Raw genomic sequence first — 20,403 nt, forward strand, 5'->3', positions numbered from 1 at the left:
AAGATAGTAATAATCTCCACCAGCCTAAAAAAGGACATATGTCCTTTTTTGAAAAGTATGCTATTTTCGATAATAAATGAGATCTTCAACGTGAAAGGAAAATAAAAGTGAGAATAGTTAACGATGAAAAAAAACGTAACGCTTTTATTTTAATGCATCAACTTGATACTCATTTATCTGATACGTTGTTGTCTTCTATGCGCTTAATGGAGGTGAAAACGGGAGAATATTTAATAACGCAAAATAGCCAAGCAACACATTTATACTGCTTAGTGGAAGGGAAATTACAGATTGAACGTTATGAAATAAACGGTGAGCATGTGGTTTTTTCTTTTGAACAAGCTTTCTGTATTATTGGTGATTTAGAACTTTTCTCAGCCAAAGATGAAATGGTGTTTAGTACGGTACAAGCCTTAGTACCTTCTTATTTATTAGCGTTACCGCTTTCGATTGTCAGGCAAAAAGCGTTACAAGACGCTAATTTTTTAACCTTTATTTGCCAACAATTAAGCAAAAAACTTTATCAATCATCGTTAAAACACTCTCAATCTCCCTATTCTTCAGAATTTAAATTGCGCCGATATTTATTTTTTAAAACTCAGCAAGAAGGACCTTCTTTTCAATTAGAAAAAAGAGACTCATTAGCAGCAATGCTTGGGATCTCAACCAGACAATTAAACCGTGCTTTAGCATATCTAGTGAGTATTAACGCGATTACATTAAAGAACAAATCAATAACGGTATTAGATTTTGAATGCTTATCTCACATTGATAATTCAAATGAATAAGTTGTAAATAATAGATATTTAATTAAATATCAATAGATTACCTCACCTCTATCTTATTCATTTTTTTTGTTCCCTTAAAGCAAATGTTTTAAATGGTAATGAAATAAACTTAAGCTACAATTTAATAAACCTGCCGGAATAAATATAAAAAACGTACTTTCTTATCTTTAATTTATTTAAAAAAGAAATAGTTATCTGTATTGCTAATAAAGCGCGGCACGCTCACGCCTTTTATTCAACAAAGGGTTAATTCCTTTTAAATAGGAAATCAAAAATCATGAATAAAACTTTCGCGACTGAAATATTTATCAATGGTGAGATCCATACTCTTGATAGAGAAAATCCTATCGCTCAAGCGATAGCCATTTATCAAGGTAAATTTCTTTTTATTGGCTCAAATGATGAAGCGATGCAGTTTCAAAATGCAGAAACAAAAATCATTGATCTAAAAAACCACGTTATTATTCCTGGGCTTAATGACTCACATCTTCACCTGATCCGTGGTGGATTAAACTACAACCTTGAATTACGGTGGGAAGGCGTGCCTTCTCTTTCTATTGCCCTTGAGATGTTAAAGGCACAAGCACAAGTGACACCGTCACCGCAATGGGTACGTGTTGTTGGTGGTTGGAGCGAATTTCAATTTGCAGAGCGCCGTATGCCAACGCTAGATGAAATTAATGCGGTTTCGCCTGATACGCCTGTTTTTGTTTTACACCTCTATGACAGTGCATTGCTAAACAAAGCCGCTTTACGTGCGATTGGTTATACCAAAGAGACACCAAATCCACCGGGGGGTGAAATTCAACGTGATGAACACGGTAATCCAACTGGATTATTAATCGCTAAACCGAATGCTATGTTGCTCTATTCGGCATTAGCAAAAGGCCCTAAATTACCCCTTGAATATCAAGTTAATTCAACCCGTCAATTTATGAGAGAACTCAACCGCCTTGGTGTAACTAGTGCTATTGATGCAGGTGGTGGTTTTCAAAATTATCCTGAAGATTATCAAGTCGTTGATGAACTTGCCAAGAATAACCAATTAACTATTCGTATTGCTTATAACTTATTTACTCAAAGACCAAAACAAGAGTTTGAAGATTTCCAACAATGGACATCAATGGTATCCCCCGGTGATGGCAGTGATTTTTACCGTCATAACGGTGCGGGTGAAATGTTGGTTTTTTCTGCGGCTGATTTTGAAGACTTCTTACAGCCAAGACCTGATCTTCCTGAAAATATGGAAGCTGAATTAGAAAAAGTGATCCGTCATTTAGTCGAACATCGCTGGCCATTTCGTTTACATGCCACTTATAACGAATCCATTAGCCGTATGTTAGATGTCTTTGAAAAAGTTAATAAAGACATTCCTTTCGATGGATTACACTGGTTTTTCGATCATGCTGAAACTATCAGTGAGAAAAATATTGAACGTGTTAAAGCACTTGGCGGTGGATTAGCAATTCAACATCGTATGGCATTCCAAGGCGAATATTTTGCACAACGTTATGGCACAAAAGCCCTGAAACAAACTCCCCCTGTTGCCAAAATGCTAAATGCACAAGTTCCTGTTGGATTAGGGACAGATGCAACTCGTGTTGCTAGTTACAATCCGTGGACAGCGCTTTATTGGTTAGTTTCGGGGCGTACTGTGGGGGGAATGCAAATGTATGATGGCGATAATCGTTTAGACAGAGATACCGCGCTTATGTTGTGGACGATGGGTAGCTCATGGTTCTCCAATGAACAAGGTAAAAAAGGTCAAATTAAAGCAGGACAACTTGCTGATTTTATCGCCCTTTCTGCCGATTATTTTCGCGTGCCTGAAAATGAGATCAAAGCCATTGAATCACTTTTAACGGTAGTGGATGGCAAGATTGTGTATGCAAATGGTGACTTTTCATCATTAACACCACCGTCTATTCCTGTATTACCTGATTGGTCGCCAGTGATAAAAGTACCAGGTCATTATTCTTACTTGCAACAAGAGACAAAAGCCGCGGTGTTAAATCAGCTACATCAATGCTGTGGTGCTTGTCATGTTCATGGGCATCAACATGATATCGCTCGCCAATCATCCATTCCTATTTCAGATGATAATGCATTTTGGGGTGCTTTAGGTTGTTCTTGCTTTGCATTCTAATTTTTATGATAACGATGGTCGGTAATTATTTATCGACCATCTCAAACAAAGAGAGATAAGACGATGGCAACGCAACGCGCCTCTGCATGGTCGCCCTTACGTAATCGTATTTTTTTCGTATTATGGATGGCAACGCTATTTTCTAATATTGGTACTTGGATGAATGATGTGGGTGCCGGTTGGTTGATGACAAACCTCAGCCCTGATCCCGTGATGATTGCTGCTATTCAAGCCATGACGACATTACCTGTTTTTTTATTGGCGCTTCCCGCAGGAGCCATTGCTGATATTTTCGATAAACGAAAACTGCTTATTTTCGTCAATATTTTAATGCTCTGTGCGGCCACGCTATTGGCTGTTTTGGTTTATTTCGATGTTATCAGCATTGGCTGGTTATTATTAATTACCTTTGTTTTGGGTTCTGGTGCCGCATTTTTAGGTCCTGCATGGCAAGCCATTGTGCCAAGTATTGTCGAGCCTAATGAATTAAAATCAGGCATTGCCTTAAACAGTATGGGAATTAATATCAGCCGTGCGATAGGTCCCGCACTTGCAGGTATTTTGATTTCTCAGGTCGGTCTTTACCTTCCTTTTTTACTTAACGCCTTGAGCTTTATTGCTATTATTCTTGCTGTCTGGTGGTGGGAAGGTGAGAAAAAAGAAAAAGAAAAACTCCCTGCTGAATCTGTTGTGGCAGCAATGATCTCCGGTTTACGTTATGCGCGTTATAGCCCTGCATTGATAAAAACGATTGTAAGAGCAGCCAGCTTTTTTATTTTTGCCAGTGCCTATTGGGCAATGTTACCGCTAGTTGCTCGAGTCTCACTACATGGTGATGCGACACTTTATGGTCTATTAACAACTAGCATTGGTATTGGCGCGGTGGTTGGTGCATTTAGCTTATCAACCTTACGTGAAAAATTTAGCACCAGCACACTTATTGCTTTTGGTACTCTGGGTACTGCATTGGTGTTATTTATTTTTGCTAGTGCGACTTCAAAATATCTCGCTATTTTCGCCAGTATGCTGGCAGGATTTAGTTGGATAATCACCCTTTCCACATTAATGGTCTCTGCACAAACAGCATTGCCTAATTGGGTTCGTGCGAGAGGTCTCGCACTCTATTTAACTGTGTTTTCAGGCGCTATGGCGTTAGGCTCTCTTGTTTGGGGACAAATCGCTTCACATACCTCCGTGACGATAGCTTTGCTGTGTGCAACGGTTGGGATTATTTTAGTTTGGTTATGTGTTTTGCGTGTCAAATTAGACCATGACAACATCAACTTACAGCATTCAGAACACTTTATTCTTGATGAGGGGCTTATTGAGATCACAGCAGATAAAGATCCTGTGTTAATTACCGTAAATTATCAAATTGAAGCAATTCACCAAGAACAATTCCTTAGTTTAATGAATCGATTAAAAACGGTTCGTTTAAGAGATGGTGGTTATTCATGGGGCTTGTTTGTTTCATCTGATGCGATTACAGATAATAACGCTCAAACTTATATGGAAACGTTTATGGTCGCTTCTTGGGCTGAGCATCTTCGTCAACATGATCGCGCGACAATGGATGATAAACAGTTGCAACAACAACTAGATAAAATAATTAGCGCTAAAAAAGTGACACACTCTTTCTCTGCTTTTTCATCCAAAAAATAATTACATCAATCGCTCATACACTTTATTTATTTTTATTTCGGTCAATAAGGTGTACGGGCGGTTTTATGTTTTTTATCCTTTCATTGCCTCTCACTCTACTTTCTTGTACTCTGCACCGCTTCTTACCTTTGAAATAACGAAAACGTATTTGAGAAAATCATGACAGGACATATTTCTAAAGATCCGCTACATGGCATCACGCTTGAAATGCAAGTAAATGCGCTGGTGGCAAAATATGGTTGGGCTAAATTAGGACAACTTATCAAAATTAACTGCTTTAGAAGTGATCCTAGCGTGAAATCAAGTTTAAAATTTTTGCGCAGAACACCTTGGGCGCGCGCGGAAGTGGAAGCGTTATATCTTGATTCTTTAGAAGCAGATATTGATGATGTGATTGAAGTTATCGACCATCCTGATTGCGATCCGTGGGCAAATAGTCGAAAGAGGTAGGGATATATTTCACTTTTACTTGTTTGATGCATCTTAACTATGAAGATTATGCAATAAAAAATATTTAATTAATCAGTAGAGTTGCATTAAAAATATAATATATTTATTGTGTGATAATTAAAGAGCACTTCTTGTTAATATAATTAAGAAATGCTCTTTATTTTTATAAGTTATGCTATTTTCTTTCAAAAAAAGGCCACGTTTTTCCATATTCAATAAGTTCAGGTGATTTGGAAACTATAGTTAGACAACTACCATCAGGGTGTCTTTTAAGTCTTGTTAGACCTGTATATATTAATGCTAATGTTTTTGGGGTTAAATTGTCATTATCGACAAATATTACTAAAGCTCTCGACTCCCATCCTTTAAAACTATGTAACGTGGTTGCTTTTATTCGAGAATCACCCATATAAAATCCCATTTTTTGACGCCTTGATTCTTTATTATCATTAGCATAAGTATGAACAACACTAATACCTTTATTATTTAATTTTTCGACAACTTTTAAACCAAATTCTTTAGAAGCACATAAAAAAGTGATATCTGAGACCGCAAGTGTTTCAGGTATCCCTGTAGTCAATAATAAAAATAATTCAGAACAACAAATAGTATCTTCATTATTAGAATCCACTTGAACCCATTTCAAATAACAAGGTTCAAGCTCCATACCAAATTGACTATTTTCAGGTAAAAGTGCTAATTCTTTAGGTAAAAAGCGATTAGCAAAGTCCCTTGCTATTTCTATTGTTAATAAAGGTAAACGATAACTGATATTGAGTTCAGCCCAATTTCCGCTAAAGCCAGCACCTTTCATTGATTCATCAGTCCAAGATTTGGCAGTATCATAGATATCTTGGGTTATATCAGCAACTAAAAGCATTTCTCCTGTAGGTTTGCAGACTTTGCGTAATACGGACCACCAATTAGGTAAAAAATCCTGCCCTTCATCAACTAATACGGCATCATATTTTATAGACTCATCATCTTCTTTATCTAATATAGTATTAATTAAAGAGGGTAAAGAATATTTTAAAAAATTTTCTAGGTTATCATTTTTCCATAAATCATCGTATTCTTGTGTATAGCCTAACTGCTCACACATGCGTTTACACCAATGATGAAAATTAAGCCAAACAATATCAGAACGCTCCTTTCTTTTTGATTTTGAATATCGTACAGCAATATCCTGCAAGTAGTGCATTAAAGTAATATTATATGTAATAACTAAGATTTTTTTATTTTCACTTAATAATTCAGCAGCTCTAGCCGCGAGTACTAATGATTTTCCTGTTCCTGCAGCGCCACGTATTCTGCGATAACCAGATGGTGTTCTTGTTGTTGCTAAATATTGTTGTATTTTGTCCAATATAATTGGTTTTCTTTGCATTTCTGAAAAATCAGGTTCAATTAACCAATTTCTAATATCCTTATAAGTATCCATATTCATTAATTTTGAGGATGTTCTCTTTGCCTCTGGAAAAACAGTGTAGATATCACCATTTTTTAATGCATTCATACCAGAAATTGGATTATAGCTAGGAAACTTTTCCATGCCTCTAAATTTAAGATTTTGCTTAAATAAATCTCTTACATATTTATCATCTGCAAATGGAAATATTACTCCTGCTGTAATAACAGCCAAACCAGCATTTTTTTCTAAACGAGGACAATAAAGATTAAATAATTCTTGTTTATAGCTATAAACTTGCTCTACTGGGTTTTCTCTTTGTTTGGAAAATGTCACACCTTCTTTTTGGGCCAATAATACCGGGATGTGATTTTCTTTCATCTCAATGAAATAGGTCATTGAAGTGAAATTCCAATCTTTAACTTCAAATACAGCAATGCCAACTTTTGGATTAAGTAATACAAAATCAGGTCGTAGTCCATTGAGGTGAGGTTGAATATAAATTTCCCATTCTAATGGTAAATATTTATTAAAAAATTCAAAAACTTTTTTTTCACCATGAGTTAATGGTTGTCGTAATTTATGGAGTTCAGATATTGGTGGTGAGATAAAGCGTAACATTCAGCTCTCATTCTTTGTATTAAATTAATTATTAATAAGGTGATAACAATTAATAATATCACCTTATTATCTTTAAAATTTTGGTAAATTACCTAAATTATCACGCTTTGTGCCATTCGGATCGGTTGTAAGATAAATGCTATCTATAACACGAACTGTAGCACCACTGCGCCAGTCACCATTTCTATCTTGAATAGCGGTTTGAAAAGTTGCTAGATTTTTATTGATAAGCTCAGCAATAAATTGTCTAGAGTTGATTGTGGAATCACTTATTAATTTACCATTTTGGTTAGTTTTTACATATTCGATATGTTGATTTCCAGCATCCATTTTAATAGCAATAATATAAAAATCTGTCATCTCATTACCCTCGTTTTTTTAATATAAATAATTAATACACTTTAATAAAATTAAATCAACTGATTGGAAACTGATGTGCTTTAGTGTTTTTTTTAAAAAAAGTAATGAAATTTAATAAGATAGGAATAATATTTATTTATATAGGTATAATCACTAATATTCACAATATTGTGATCTAGGATGTGATAATAATTAACAATATTAATTATTTTATAAAGAAATTATAATATTATCCTCACTCATCCCTAAACTCTTTCGGTGTCATACCAAATTCTTTTTTAAAGATAGAGTAAAAATATTGCAGTGATGGATAGCCACACATCACAGATATTTCTTGTATCGCCAGTGTTGTGGTGGCTAATAAATTTTGAGCGCGTTTGAGCTTTTCTTCATAAATAACGGTATGAATTGTTTTGCCAATTTCCTTTTTAAACCGCTGTTCTAAATTAGAACGCGACATATTAACCGCATCTAAAACTTGCTCTGTTTTTATTCCCTTGCAAGCATTGTAATAAATATAATGCATAGCCTGTACAACGGTAGGATCGTTAAATGAATGGAAATCTGTTGAACGGCGCTCAACAATTTTAACCGGTGGCACTAATATTCTTTGCGGTTTCTCTGTGACATGCCCTTCCAGCGTTTGATGCAACAACTTCGCAGCTAAATATCCCATTTGTCGTGAACCTTGAACAACAGAAGATAATGCAATACGAGATAAATAACGCGTCATATCTTCATCATCAATACCAATAATGCTGATCTCTTCAGGCACATTAATATTTAAATTATCGCAAACTTGCAATAAATGGCGCGCCCTTGCATCTGTTACCGCAATAATACCTGTTTGTGGGGGCAAGGTTTGTATCCAATCGGATAAACGGTTTTGCGCATGTTGCCAATTTTCTTGGGTAATATCCATGCCGTTATAAACAATACCTGGATATTTTTCACTGGTGACTAATTGACGAAATGCATGCTCTCGTTCATTAGACCAATGAGGATGATCTTTTGCTGGCAAGCCATAAAAAGCAAAGTGTTTTAGCCCCTTTTGCTTTAAATGTAAAAAAGCTTGCTGGACTAATTCATAATTATCTGTGGCGATATAAGGTACAGATGGATAATTTTCTTCTTGATGATAAGAGCCACCCACACCAATAACTGCTAATGGTAATTGGCTTAAATGTTTTGCAATAATTGGATCATCAAAATCTGCAATAATACCGTCACAAACCCAATGGTTTATATTATCAAGCCGAGTACGAAAATCCTCTTCAATAAATACATCCCAATGGCACTGTGATGCCTGAAGATATTCTCCAACACCTTCAACAACTTGTCGGTCATACACTTTATTAGCATTGAATAACAGCACAATACGAAAGTATTTATCTTTTTTCATTTTACGCTACCTAGTTTTCTCGTTTGGCATTAAACCACAGCTTTAATTTTGTAAGAACTTGCTTTCATTGCTATGTGACTACTATCACACAAGCCAAATTTCGTAATGGCAAAGTAAAAAATAGGAATAACCAATGTTAATTACAACAGGTATTTTGTTTTTAAACCCGATTGCCGAGGAGATTTCTCATGTATCAGAATAACTTTAATAAATTAATTTCTAGGCAAAATACCTATAGCGCAAAATGGTGTAATAGTAATGCCAATGTTATCCCGTTATCTGTTGCAGATATGGATATTCCTGCGCCTGATTTTATTATTAATGAACTTACCCAATTTAATCTTAAAGGCATTTATGGCTATACAGACCTGAGCCATGATTGGAATAATGTTGCTGCTAATTGGTTTAAAACGCAATATCAGTGGGTTGTTGCCCCTGAGACAATTGTCTTTTGCCCTCGTATTATTCAGGCTGTTTCACTTTATATTCAGAACTTTACGCAAATGGGCGATAAAGTGACAACGTTATCTCCCGCTTATCATCCTATTAGTAATGCTGTTTGTGTCAATCAACGTGAACTATTAGAAAGCCCGCTGATTTATCGTGACGGCTATTATGAAATTGATTTTGATGACTTGGAAAATAAGTTTAAACAGTCTGTCTGCTTTATTTTGCTATCACCGCATAATCCAACAGGAACAGTATGGCAAAAAAGTGATTTATTAAAAATAGCGGAACTTGCACAAAAATATCAGGTTTTTATTATTTCTGATGATGTGCATGCCGATTTTGTTTTTGATGACGCAACTTATCACCCTATTTCATCAGTAAATACTTATGTAGAACAACACTCTTTTATTTGTACTTCTCCCGCTAAAACATTCAATTTAGCAGGTCTTGAAGTTGCGAATATAGTTATTGCCAATCCTGAATATCGTGAAAAATTCAAGCAATGCTTAATTGCTGCGGGTATTCATAATCCTGGCTATTTTTCAGTTCCCGCTTTTTTACAAGCTTATACCTTACAAGGCCAACAATGGGTTGGTGAATTAAAAACGTACCTTGCTGATAACCGACGTTGGGTAAAAGAACAATGTGAACGTTGCTTTCCTGATTGGGTTATCACTCAAAGTCATGGCACCTACATGCTATGGATCAACTACCAAAAAATGCAGTTATCTGAAGAACAACTAAAACATTGGTTTGTTTCATTAGCTGAAGTGGAAATGAGTTGGGGGCGTGGTTTTGGTGCGGTTGGGGATGGTTTTTTCCGCATTAATATCGCGACACCTCGTTCAATATTAGAAACCGTTTTCACTCGGCTTATTCGTACCTTACCTCACGCCAGTTTGGAATAAATTACAATGAAAACGCAAACGATAAACAGCCCGAGAACACCTACATTACTCGAATCACTCTTTCCTATATTCACCATGGTGGTGCTATTAGGTGGAGGCTACGCTGCTTTTGATTTACCACCAGAGCCTTTAATGGTGCTATCCACAGTTGTAGCAGCGCTATTAGTAAAACGATTAGGATATCGCTATGACGAGATCTTAACGGCAATTTCACAAAAAATTGCTAAAACCATGCCCGCATTGTTAATTTTAATCAGCGTGGGCTTATTAATAGGCACATGGATGATTGGTGGCACCATTCCACTGATGATCTATTACGGCTTAAAAATGATCAGCCCAGAAATGCTTTATGTTACGGCATTATTGGTTACATCATTAGTGTCAGTCTGTACGGGAACGTCATGGGGTTCTGCGGGAACCATCGGTGTTGCCTTTATGGGCGTTGCCGTCGGTATGGATGCTAACCTTGCTGCAACCGCTGGTGCCGTCGTTGCGGGTGCTTATTTTGGTGACAAATTATCACCATTATCAGGTGATACCAATCTTGCTGCAATGGCAGCGAGGATCGACCTTTATCAGCATATCTGGCACTTACTTTATACCACGCTACCTTCTCTGATTTTAACCGCGATTGTAATGACGGTTTATGGCATGAATGGTGATTTAGCCGGTCAAGGTGTGCCAGAAAAAGTGACATTAATTACAAATGGTCTTGAGAGTGTTTATAACTTCAATCTGATCCTTCTCATTCCTGTATTAGTGATTTTATATGGTTCAGTAACGAAGAAACCCACAATCCCAGTGATGTTAGCTTCTGCTGCAATCGCGATGTTTAACGCCTATCTTATTCAAGGTTTTGGATTACATGACATCGTAAAAAGTGCAGTTGATGGCTTTAATGTCTCGATGATCCAAGGTAAAGAAGTCCCTGAATTATTAGGTAACTTATTAAATCGTGGTGGCATGAACTCAATGATGAGCACCCTGCTTATCTGTTTCTGCGCCCTCTCTTTTGCTGGTACTTTATCGTTAAGTGGTGCATTAGAGGTGATTGTCCATGCATTGTTAAAAATGGTTCACTCAACAGGCTCTATGATCTTAGCCACAATTGCTTGCGGGCTAACCATGATTGGCGTGACCTGTAATGGACAAATCTCAATCCTTATTCCTATCGAAATGTTACGCGGTGCCTACATCGAACGAGGTTTACACCCTAAAAACCTAGCTCGTACCGTAGAAGACTCCGCCACTATCTTTGAACCTATTTTACCGTGGACAGCTGCAGGCGCTTATATGGCAGGTACGTTAGGTGTTGCAACCTTAAGTTACTTACCTTGGGCTGTATTGTGCTGGAGTGGCATCTTCTTTGCCATGCTGTGGGGTTTCACGGGCTTTGGCATTGCCAAATTAACACCAGAAGAGCAGGAAGAGATGACTGCTGAGCTTGAATCACATTCAGAATTACAACTTGATACTAAATAAGGACGGTTCCATGTCTTACTTTGATAAAATTGAACAAATTCAATATGAAGGCACAACAAGCGATAACCCATTAGCGTTTCGTTACTATAATCCTGATGAGATTATTTTAGGTAAACGAATGGAAGATCACCTAAGATTTGCGGCTTGTTATTGGCATAATTTCTGTTGGAATGGTTCTGATATGTTCGGTATCGGTACTTTTGATAGACCGTGGCAAACTCCGGGTGAAGCCTTAGAACAAGCAAAACGCAAAGCCGATGTAGCCTTTGAGTTCTTTCATAAACTCAATGTTCCTTTCTACTGTTTTCATGATGTCGATGTTATTTCTGAAGGTAATAACATCAATGAATATATCTCTAATATGGCGGCAATCACTGATGTATTAGCGAAAAAACAAGAAGAAACCAACGTTAAGTTATTATGGGGAACAGCAAACTGCTTCACTAATCCTCGTTATGGTGCAGGTGCAGCAACCAATCCAGATCCTGACGTTTTTGCATGGGCCGCGACACAAGTCTGTGAAGCGATGAAAGCGACAAAAATACTGGGTGGCGAAAACTATGTATTATGGGGCGGACGTGAAGGCTATGAAACACTGTTAAATACAGATTTACGCCAAGAAAGAGAGCAAATTGGCCGTTTTATGCAGATGGTTGTTGAACACAAACATAAAATTGGTTTCCAAGGTACATTACTGATTGAACCCAAACCACAAGAGCCGACAAAACACCAGTATGACTATGATACTGCGACTGTTTATGGTTTCTTAAAACAGTTTGGTCTTGAAAAAGAAGTCAAAGTAAACATTGAAGCCAACCACGCAACATTAGCAGGACATAGCTTCCATCATGAAATTGCGACTGCCATTGCGTTAGGGATTTTAGGCTCTGTTGATGCTAACCGTGGCGATCCACAATTAGGTTGGGATACAGACCAATTCCCAAATAGCGTAGAAGAAAATGCACTTGTGATGTATGAAATTCTTAAATCAGGTGGATTTACAACGGGTGGGTTAAACTTTGATGCTAAAGTTCGTCGTCAAAGTAATGATAAATATGACCTTTTCTATGGGCATATTTCAGGAATGGATACAATGGCAATGGCATTACGCATTGCAGCAAGAATGATCCAAGATGGTGGTCTTGATAAATTTACGGCACAGCGTTATTCAGGCTGGAGTGCAGAGTTTGGTCAAAATATCTTACAAGGTAAATATAGCCTTGAAGATGTGGCGAAATATGCACAAAACAATACATTAGCGCCACAGTTACAAAGTGGACGCCAAGAAATGCTCGAAAGTTTAGTGAATCGCTATATTTTTGGTTAATTGCATAAATGTAATAACACAGCGGGTTTTCCGCTGTGTCTATTAATTAGATATAGGTCATGAGGTAACTTTATGTATTTAGGGCTAGATTTAGGCACTTCAAGCGTTAAAGCGATCATCATGAATGAGCAAGGTGACGTTGTTGCCAGTCATTCTGTTTCTTTAGCAATATCACGCCCTCACCCTCAATGGTCAGAACAAGATCCACTGCAATGGTGGCAAGCCACGCAAGACGCTATTCTTCAGCTTGGACGCAGTTATCCTATGGATAAAATCGAAGCGATTGGATTAAGCGGTCAGATGCATGGCGCCGTTTTACTTGATGCTCAACAAGCGGTGCTACGTCCTGCAATCTTATGGAACGATGGTCGTAGTTTTAAGCAGTGCCAAGTGCTTGAGGCGCAATATCCTCAGTTTAAAAAAATCACGGGTAACTTAGTTATGCCCGGCTTTACGGCACCAAAACTACAATGGGTTGCTGAACAGGAGCCTGAAGTTTTTCAACGCATTGCACATGTTTTATTACCTAAAGATTTTTTACGTTGGAAGATGAGCGGTAATTTCGCCAGTGATATGTCAGATTCAGCTGGCACGCTTTGGTTAGACATGCAAAAGCGAGATTGGAGTGAAGAGCTTTTAAATGCGACAGGATTAACGCGTCGCCAAATGCCTACATTGTTTGAAGGTAATCAAATAACAGGCTATCTATTGGCTGATATCGCTAAAAAATGGCAGATGAAACAAGTCCCTATTATTGCGGGTGGTGGCGATAATGCCGCGGGTGCAATTGGTGTTGGTGTTTATCAACCTGGCCAAGCGATGCTCTCTTTAGGTACTTCGGGTGTTTATTTTGTTGTTAGCGAAAAGTTTCTCCAAAATAGTGATAATGCAGTACACAGCTTTTGTCATGCATTACCCAAGACTTGGCATTTAATGTCAGTGATGCTAAGTGCTGCATCATGTCTTGATTGGGTGTGCCAATTAACAGGGATCGAAGATGTAGGTGCGATGTTTGAAGAAGTGGAACACGCGACTTTTGCTGATAGCCCTCTCCTGTTTTTACCTTATCTTTCAGGTGAACGGACACCATATAACAACCCTAATGCGAAAGGTGTCTTTTGGGGATTAACCCATGAGCATCAACGGGCTGACTTATGCCAAGCGGTTCTTGAAGGTGTAAGTTTTGCGTTACGACAAGGGATTGAAGTTGCAGAAAATGCGGGGCAATTAGCTGATAATATTACATTAATTGGTGGTGGTGCTAGAAGTGAATATTGGCGACAACTTCTGGCAGACATTACAGGAAAAACCCTCGATTATCGTCAAGGCGGTGATGTCGGCCCTGCACTTGGTGCAGCAAGACTCGCACAATTAGCGGTAAACCCTGCTCATTCATCACAGGTTATTCTTTCTCAACCTAAGCTTGAAAAACGTCATGCACCTAATTTAGAAAAACACAAAAAATACGAAAAAAAATATCATGCTTTTAAAAAGCTATATTCATTAATTGAAACAATGGAAATATAGCAATATTGCGTCAACATCAGGGAAAAATAGCGCCATCTTTAAAGGATTGGCGCTATTTTTTTGTGTTTAGGTAACTCCTTGCTAGTCATCGAATTAATTAGCAAGGCAAAAAATTAACGATATCCCCGAGTATGGTTTTTGGCTGACCAACTGTAGGTTTCATCACTAGGGGCTAATTTCTGTTTTTTCTTGAGGGCTTGTGCTTTTTTGGTGGCTTTTTCAACTTCGAGGGAGATTTCGGTAATAATGGAGTCTTTGACTTTACTCATTTCAGCATTGGTTAATTCACGCCCTAATTTCTTTCTCTCTTGACCTATTCTGGTTTTTACTCGCATTTGTTGGGCATCTGTCATCTCTTGGAGTGTCAATTTCTTCATTCTTTTACCCTACCTATGTTGAGAGAGGAAGTATTAATATAACATTATTAATGCACCTCTCCATCATTATGTTTAGATTTAAGGTAATTAAATTCTGATTATATCGAAAATGCATTACACACTTAATAAGCGTGTAATGCATAAAAATAAGAGCTGAATATAGACTGAAATTTTAAACTAATTGAAGAAATGCTGTTTTAAATTCATCAATGTCTTGCTGTGTTGTTGCCCAAGAAGTACAAAGACGTAAACAACTCAAATTAGGATCTTCAAGTAAAACACGATGAAAAACAAACTGCTGTGTTAATTTTTCTGCAATTGTGTTTGGTAAAATAACAAAAACTTGGTTAGATTCCGGTGGCGCTAAAAACTCAAAACCTTGTGTAGTAAAGAATGCGGCTAATTGTGACGCCATTTCATTAAGGTGTTTGCCTAATTTAAAATAGAGATCATCTTTAAATAAAGCTTCAAATTGCGCGCCTAATAACCAACCTTTCGCTTGTAATCCACCCTTTTGTTTTAAGCTAAAACGGAAATCAGATTTTAATGCTGGATGACAAATTACTAGCGTTTCAGCTGACATTGCACCGATTTTAGTGCCTCCAATATAAAAAGCATCGGTTAAGTTGGCGATATCTTCGATAGTTAGATCACTTTGCGCAGACATTAATCCGGCTGCTAAACGGGCGCCATCAAGATATAACCACAAATTATGCTCGTTACAGAAGTTACGTAGCGCTTGTAACTCATCTTTACGATAAACCGTACCAATTTCTGTGGCATTCGTTATATAAACAAGTTTAGGTTGAACCCCATGTTCATCATTATGCTCAGCAAGAATGGGTTTTAATAGCGCAGGTGTTAATTTGCCATCAGCCGAAAATGTAGTGATAACTTTATGTCCTGTTGCTTCAATGGCACCGGTTTCATGTGTCGCAATATGCCCAGTACTGACAGAAATAACAGCTTGGTATGGACGTAAAAAATGAGAGATAGCGGTTAAATTTGTAATGGTGCCACCATTAAAAAAGTGAATATCCGCATCAGGTTGTTGAATACGCTGTTTTATTAATTGCGTAGCTTGATGACAAAGCGCATCCATCCCATATCCATCATAGCGTTGCCCAACTGTATCAGTGATTGCCTTAATAACCGTAGGATGTGCAATTTCATTATAATCATTTTGGAAGCGGTACATGTGTTCTCCTGTCGAATATTGTATTTTTATCGTGTTTTATACAAAAAACGCCTCACATCTAATCAATATAATGATTAAATGTAAAGAAATATTAATGTGTTTTGTTGTGGTTTTTTGTTTTTATCGTGATTTAAACAGAAAAAAAGCCTATTACCTAAACAATATAATATCAAATGTGAAGTGTTTTTAATGTATTTGGATCGAGTGCTGTGTTTTTATCGTGTTTATAAAGAGAAACGCCCCACATCTAATCAATACAAAGATTGAATGTAAAGCGTTTTAATATATTGAAAATGCCGGTTATTTAAAACCCATTATTTGATATTAATTATTTAAAACAAACCTCGCCCCAACGCGCCAATCCGGCGGTGACAGAGCCAAAGTCATTACCTTTAACAATAGGAACATTGGGTAACTGTTGTTCTATTGCTTGGCATAAAATAGGCGAACGTGCCGAACCTCCAGTCATAAAGATAGCGTCCGGTTTTATTCCCCCTTGTTTTACCGCATCATTAACCAATTCAATCATTTTACTTTTTGGCGATTCAATAGATTCAACCATCTGATCGCGTTCAATGGTTAATTCTAAGGTTTCACTTAATAATGCGATATTAGCAATATACTCAGGAGAATCTGATAAAGCGATTTTAGCTTCTTCAGCACGACGAACAATGCTGTAACCTAATGTTTCATTATAGACTTCAATAAGGCGCGTTATTTTTTCAGGCTCTTTTGCATCCCGTCTTAGCTGATTTAATACAGCAAGGTTTTGACGAGAATAAAATTCTTTTTGTGCTTCTACATTATTAATCGCAATAGGGTCCCAAAACTGTTTCAGCGGTAATTTAATACCTGAAGACGTTAATCCTGTCATACCAAATAAAGGCATAAGCTGTTTAAAAGCAAGGTAAATATCAAGATCATTACCACCAACACGTTGTCCACTATGGGCAAGTAATGTGTTTGAACGGTCGGTTTTGCCTTGATAACTTGGCCCCATTTGAATTAATGAGCAGTCAGTTGTACCACCCCCAATATCAACGACTAATACAGTTTGGTCTTTAGTTAACGTCGATTCATATTCAAGCCCGGCAGCAACAGGTTCAAATTCAAACATAATATTCTTAAAGCCAGCTCTTTTAGCTGCACGGATAAGAATACTTTCAGCTTGCCTATTTGAAGCATCGCCACCTAACCCATTAAAGTTAATAGGTTTGCCGATAACGGTATCTGTGATCGCTTCTTGTGTGCTTTTTTCTGCTTGGTGCTTAATATTTGCCATCATGGCGCAAACTAAATCTTCAAAGAAGCTAATTTGTATATCATGTAGCCCTGAAGCACCTAAGAAGGATTTAGGTGATTTAACGTAATAGACATCACGAGGATCACGTAGGTATAAACTTAATGCAGATTGTCCGAAGAGAATATCTTCAGGAACTAATTCAATATCTTCTTCTCGATTAAACGCGATCGACTTTCTTAGTAATTGTTCGCCAACTTCACTGGAAGGTTTAATATTTAAATGGCGAAATAAGTGCTCAGAAACAGATTCACGGGTTGGCGCACAAAGGGTTGATGGAATATACACATCATTACCTTCTAAAGGCAAAAGAGTCGGTTTTCCCTCTTTCATAATTGCAACAGAACAATTTGATGTTCCGTAGTCAAAGCCAATAAACATTCAGCCTCCCCAATAGACTTCATTAAAAAAAGACTGAGCACTCTACATCAAGCTTTTTGTAATTACCACCAGATTATGTGGCTAAAAAGAGAGAAAATAAGTGAAGTCATGCAGCATATTAGAGGCTTATAATGCCTGAAATGATATTAATAATGGTTGTAAAATCACCTAAAAGGTTTGTCTCGGGAAAGAGTAAAAAAATATGAATACAATTTACTTGTGTATAGTTGGAATTTCGGGTTACGAAGGACCTAATTTTATTTTAGGGGCTTTTGATAATGAAGATGCAGCTCAAAAAGCAAAAGCGACATTTATTAAAGATAATCAAAGCGAAGGCAATCAAGTTAAAGTGCTCACTGAAAAAGAGCGATGGATAGAAATCGAAGATGTGAAATTAAACAGTTTTAGCTGTGATATCCCCCTTTCCGATTTTTATTACCCTGTTTCACGGTTTAGTGAAGGTTTTGGGCAGCTCTATCGTGATATTGAAGCCATTTTTGATAACTATGAAAATGCGCTCGCCAAAGTAGAACAACTCGAAAAAGAGTATGAAGGATCTGATGCCTCATTCCCGGAATATTTTGCGATTGAAAAGCTACAAGCAAATCAAATTAATACTAAAACCGTAGCACAGTGGCTAGCCGATGACTTTTTCGGCGATGATAACCGTTTATTGTGATGATTTTCTTTCGATGTTGCGTTGGTAGTCGCTATTTGCACCGAATTGTTCTTTTAAGAAATCAACAAATAGCGTTATCTTGCGAGGAAGGTTTTTCTTGTCAGGATAAACTGCATAAATAAAGTGCTCAGGTAAATCAAAGGATGTCAAAATAGGAATAAGCTTTTTATTTGTGTTTGATAAGTCTGTGTGAGTAATAAAATGTGGAAGTAAGGCGATACCTATCCCTTGTAAAACAGCTTGTAATAATGCCTCGCTGTTATTAACACGATAGCTACCTTTAGGAATATGGCTATATTTTTTACCTTTTTGATAAAAAATCCACTCCATGCCAGCTTGATATAATGAATACGATAAGCAATTGTGATTTTTTAGCTCAGAAACTTGCATGGGTTCACCATATTTATCAAGATATTCTGAAGAGGCGTAAAGCTGGCTATAACAAGGTGATAATTGACGTGCTATTAATGATGAATCGGGTAATTCACCAATTCTAATTGCAAGATCGTATCCTTCTGCGACTAAATCCGTTACTTTGTCATCAAATAAAAGTTGTACATCCAGCTCGGGGTATTTCTGCATAAATAAAGGCATTATCTTAGCAATATGTAACGTACCAAATGACATAGGAGCCGAAATTTTAATGCTACCTTTTGCTTTATCGCTAAATTGTGAAACAGCCTCTTCTGCCATTACAGCTAAATTATAAGACTCTCGAATATAACCAATATAAACAATTCCCTCTTCAGTTAAACTGACACTTCTTGTCGTTCGATGAAATAAGCGTACACCTAACTTCTCTTCTATACCTTGGATAGCCTTACTGACTGCCGATTTTGTCATATTTAATGTTTTGGCAGCTTTGGTAATACTTAAGTGTTCAGCTACAGCAATCAGGATGGGAAAGACATTCATATCATTCATATTGTCAACCTAGAGTAAACAGTGTGTTTTCTTGCCAGTATTCTCGAAAAGGAATATTTTAAATCCACACAAAAAATGATTTATATAGACTTAATATTATGAATAACAAGTATATTCTCTCTCTTATTGCAATTTTTTCTGGTGTTTTACTTTCATTAATGATTATGAGTAATAGCTACTTGGCCAGTTTTACAACGCCATTAACCGCATCATGGATAACACACGGTATAGGGGCTATTTTCTCTTTAATTATATATATTTTATATTTAAGAAAGAATCAACAGAGCAAAAAAAACAATAATAAAATAAAAATCCTATGGTATTTAGGTGGTATCCCTGGAGCATTTACGGTGTTATTAGCTGCAATTACAGTAAATAGTGCATTGTCGCTTTCTGGTAGCATTATTTTAATGATTACAGGACAAATTCTTTTTAGCGTTATTGTTGATGCAATGGGATGGTTTGGGGTTGAAAAAAGAAAAATTACCTTACGTGATTTATTTATGTGCTTTTTACTTATTTCTGGTAGTGCATTATTAATTATAGGTAGATAACTAATGAGTGTTTTTATTTTAATTGCATTATTTAATGGTGTTTGTATTGTAACAAGCCGTACTTTAAATGGTAAACTAGCACAAAATAGCAATGCTTTTTATAGCTCTTTAATCAATCACTTAGTTGGCTTTATATTTTTAACTATTTTCGTTTTATGGATAAAAGATTACCACTCTATTGAACTCTCAACGATCCCTTTAATTGCCTTCGCTGGTGGTATTATTGGTGCGTTCTTTGTTGTCATTAATAGCTACGTATTACCGCTATTGGGTGTGATGTTAACGTCTGTTTTAGCTATTTGTGGGCAAATGATCTCAAGTCTGGTTATTGATATATTTAGTGGTGTTGGAAGCAATAACCTACTATTGCAAATAATAGGTGTTTTGCTGATTATCGGTGGTGTGTTAATTAAATTTACTAAGCAATCCAAATAAAAAATTAAAGGGAAAATTAAATTT

The 20,403-nt window shown here is 36.8% G+C and carries 18 protein-coding genes; 11 read left to right on the plus strand and 7 right to left on the minus strand.

Features of this window, described 5'->3' with window-relative positions:
• The first annotated feature begins 107 nt into the window (after window positions 1–107).
• From BTA34_RS07350 to BTA34_RS07365, 4 genes are all read left to right on the plus strand, one after another.
• Entirely contained in the window at window positions 108–788 is a 681-nt protein-coding gene (locus BTA34_RS07350) for a Crp/Fnr family transcriptional regulator (RefSeq protein ID WP_151435086.1), read from the plus strand.
• 277 nt (window positions 789–1,065) lie between these two features.
• Window positions 1,066–2,934, plus strand: coding sequence for an amidohydrolase (locus tag BTA34_RS07355; protein ID WP_151435087.1), 1,869 nt, complete (start codon window positions 1,066–1,068; stop codon window positions 2,932–2,934).
• Window positions 2,935–2,997: 63 nt separating this feature from the next.
• Window positions 2,998–4,596: an MFS transporter gene (locus BTA34_RS07360; RefSeq protein ID WP_151435088.1), complete on the plus strand. Its 1,599-nt coding sequence runs from the start codon at window positions 2,998–3,000 to the stop codon at window positions 4,594–4,596.
• A gap of 159 nt (window positions 4,597–4,755) precedes the next feature.
• Window positions 4,756–5,046: a VF530 family DNA-binding protein gene (locus BTA34_RS07365; RefSeq protein ID WP_040133173.1), complete on the plus strand. Its 291-nt coding sequence runs from the start codon at window positions 4,756–4,758 to the stop codon at window positions 5,044–5,046.
• A gap of 175 nt (window positions 5,047–5,221) precedes the next feature.
• Here the strand turns inward: BTA34_RS07365 and BTA34_RS07370 are convergent, their stop codons facing one another.
• The 3 genes from BTA34_RS07370 to BTA34_RS07380 form a co-directional block, all read right to left on the minus strand.
• Window positions 5,222–7,075 (minus strand): NERD domain-containing protein/DEAD/DEAH box helicase, encoded by a 1,854-nt coding sequence (locus tag BTA34_RS07370; RefSeq protein ID WP_151435089.1) that lies wholly within the window; start codon window positions 7,073–7,075, stop codon window positions 5,222–5,224.
• Window positions 7,076–7,147: 72 nt separating this feature from the next.
• Window positions 7,148–7,435: a DUF3892 domain-containing protein gene (locus tag BTA34_RS07375; protein WP_151435090.1), complete on the minus strand. Its 288-nt coding sequence runs from the start codon at window positions 7,433–7,435 to the stop codon at window positions 7,148–7,150.
• Between the two features lie 235 nt (window positions 7,436–7,670).
• The gene (locus BTA34_RS07380; protein WP_151435091.1) at window positions 7,671–8,837 is read right to left on the minus strand and encodes a XylR family transcriptional regulator; all 1,167 of its coding nucleotides are present in this window, start codon (window positions 8,835–8,837) and stop codon (window positions 7,671–7,673) included.
• 188 nt (window positions 8,838–9,025) lie between these two features.
• Here BTA34_RS07380 and BTA34_RS07385 point away from each other — a divergent pair, with 188 nt between their 5' ends.
• The 4 genes from BTA34_RS07385 to xylB all read left to right on the plus strand — a co-directional run bounded on the left by BTA34_RS07385 (window position 9,026) and on the right by xylB (window position 14,531).
• Entirely contained in the window at window positions 9,026–10,195 is a 1,170-nt protein-coding gene (locus tag BTA34_RS07385; RefSeq protein WP_151435092.1) for a MalY/PatB family protein, read from the plus strand.
• Between the two features lie 6 nt (window positions 10,196–10,201).
• Window positions 10,202–11,677: a Na+/H+ antiporter NhaC gene (nhaC, locus tag BTA34_RS07390; RefSeq protein WP_088495624.1), complete on the plus strand. Its 1,476-nt coding sequence runs from the start codon at window positions 10,202–10,204 to the stop codon at window positions 11,675–11,677.
• Window positions 11,678–11,687: 10 nt separating this feature from the next.
• Window positions 11,688–13,004 carry a xylose isomerase gene (gene xylA, locus BTA34_RS07395; protein ID WP_151435093.1) on the plus strand — a complete coding sequence of 439 codons (1,317 nt, stop codon included), beginning with the start codon at window positions 11,688–11,690 and terminating at the stop codon, window positions 13,002–13,004.
• 72 nt (window positions 13,005–13,076) lie between these two features.
• Window positions 13,077–14,531, plus strand: a complete 1,455-nt coding sequence (xylB, locus tag BTA34_RS07400; RefSeq protein WP_151435094.1) for a xylulokinase — start codon at window positions 13,077–13,079, stop codon at window positions 14,529–14,531.
• Between the two features lie 113 nt (window positions 14,532–14,644).
• Here xylB and BTA34_RS07405 read toward each other — a convergent pair whose 3' ends face one another.
• The 3 genes from BTA34_RS07405 to yegD form a co-directional block, all read right to left on the minus strand.
• A complete protein-coding gene (locus BTA34_RS07405) occupies window positions 14,645–14,908 on the minus strand; it encodes a DUF3811 domain-containing protein (protein WP_151435095.1) in 264 nt (87 codons plus the stop codon).
• A 172-nt stretch (window positions 14,909–15,080) separates the two neighbouring features.
• The gene (locus BTA34_RS07410) at window positions 15,081–16,106 is read right to left on the minus strand and encodes a threonine aldolase family protein (RefSeq protein WP_151435096.1); all 1,026 of its coding nucleotides are present in this window, start codon (window positions 16,104–16,106) and stop codon (window positions 15,081–15,083) included.
• 328 nt (window positions 16,107–16,434) lie between these two features.
• Complete coding sequence (gene yegD, locus BTA34_RS07415; RefSeq protein ID WP_151435097.1) at window positions 16,435–17,787, minus strand: molecular chaperone; 1,353 nt, start codon at window positions 17,785–17,787, stop codon at window positions 16,435–16,437.
• A 202-nt stretch (window positions 17,788–17,989) separates the two neighbouring features.
• Between yegD and BTA34_RS07420 the strand changes: the two genes are divergently transcribed.
• Complete coding sequence (locus BTA34_RS07420; protein ID WP_151435098.1) at window positions 17,990–18,466, plus strand: hypothetical protein; 477 nt, start codon at window positions 17,990–17,992, stop codon at window positions 18,464–18,466.
• On the opposite strand, the gene BTA34_RS07425 is transcribed toward BTA34_RS07420, so the two are convergent.
• Entirely contained in the window at window positions 18,458–19,390 is a 933-nt protein-coding gene (locus BTA34_RS07425) for a LysR family transcriptional regulator (protein WP_151435099.1), read from the minus strand. The genes BTA34_RS07420 and BTA34_RS07425 overlap by 9 nt on opposite strands.
• Window positions 19,391–19,488: 98 nt before the next feature.
• Here BTA34_RS07425 and BTA34_RS07430 point away from each other — a divergent pair, with 98 nt between their 5' ends.
• Together BTA34_RS07430 and BTA34_RS07435 are read left to right on the plus strand one after the other, a co-directional pair.
• Window positions 19,489–19,944, plus strand: a complete 456-nt coding sequence (locus BTA34_RS07430) for a DMT family transporter (RefSeq protein ID WP_151435100.1) — start codon at window positions 19,489–19,491, stop codon at window positions 19,942–19,944.
• A gap of 3 nt (window positions 19,945–19,947) precedes the next feature.
• A complete protein-coding gene (locus BTA34_RS07435) occupies window positions 19,948–20,379 on the plus strand; it encodes a DMT family transporter (protein ID WP_151435101.1) in 432 nt (143 codons plus the stop codon).
• The last annotated feature ends 24 nt before the right edge of the window (window positions 20,380–20,403 follow it).

This window comes from Proteus sp. CD3, from assembly GCF_008808075.1.
Taxonomy (GTDB): Bacteria; Pseudomonadota; Gammaproteobacteria; order Enterobacterales; family Enterobacteriaceae; genus Proteus; species Proteus appendicitidis.